This window comes from Leucobacter celer subsp. astrifaciens, assembly GCF_001273835.1.
GTDB classification, from domain to species: Bacteria; Actinomycetota; Actinomycetes; order Actinomycetales; family Microbacteriaceae; genus Leucobacter; species Leucobacter celer.
This window is the reverse complement of record NZ_JHEI01000059.1, coordinates 1-251: the sequence shown is the minus strand read 5'-3', so window position 1 is coordinate 251 and position 251 is coordinate 1. Positions and strand designations below refer to the sequence as shown.

1 protein-coding gene is annotated in these 251 nt (G+C 68.9%); it reads right to left on the bottom strand.

Annotated features, from left to right (window positions below; all coding sequences use genetic code 11):
• Window positions 1-245 (bottom strand): hypothetical protein (locus AMS65_RS20245; protein WP_157501933.1); only part of this gene is annotated, 245 nt, incomplete at its 3' end.
• Window positions 246-251: the final 6 nt, after the last annotated feature.

Here is a 251-nt window from a genome sequence, read left to right as displayed (position 1 = left end):
ATGAGTTCGACATCGGGGCGGTCGGCCTGGGCGAGGAACTGCCTGGCGTAGGCGCGCAGGCTCTCGGCGTACCGGCGCTGGCCCTCGGCGAAGAGCGTGTCGAAGGCGAGGCTCGGCTTGCCGCTGCCGGAGAGGCGGGTGAACACCACCATCGAGTCGAGCGGGATACTCAGATCGACGTCTCGGAGGTTGTGGACGCGAGCGCCGCGGACGCTGATGTGAGCGTGCGACGCTGAGGAGCGGATGGGGGT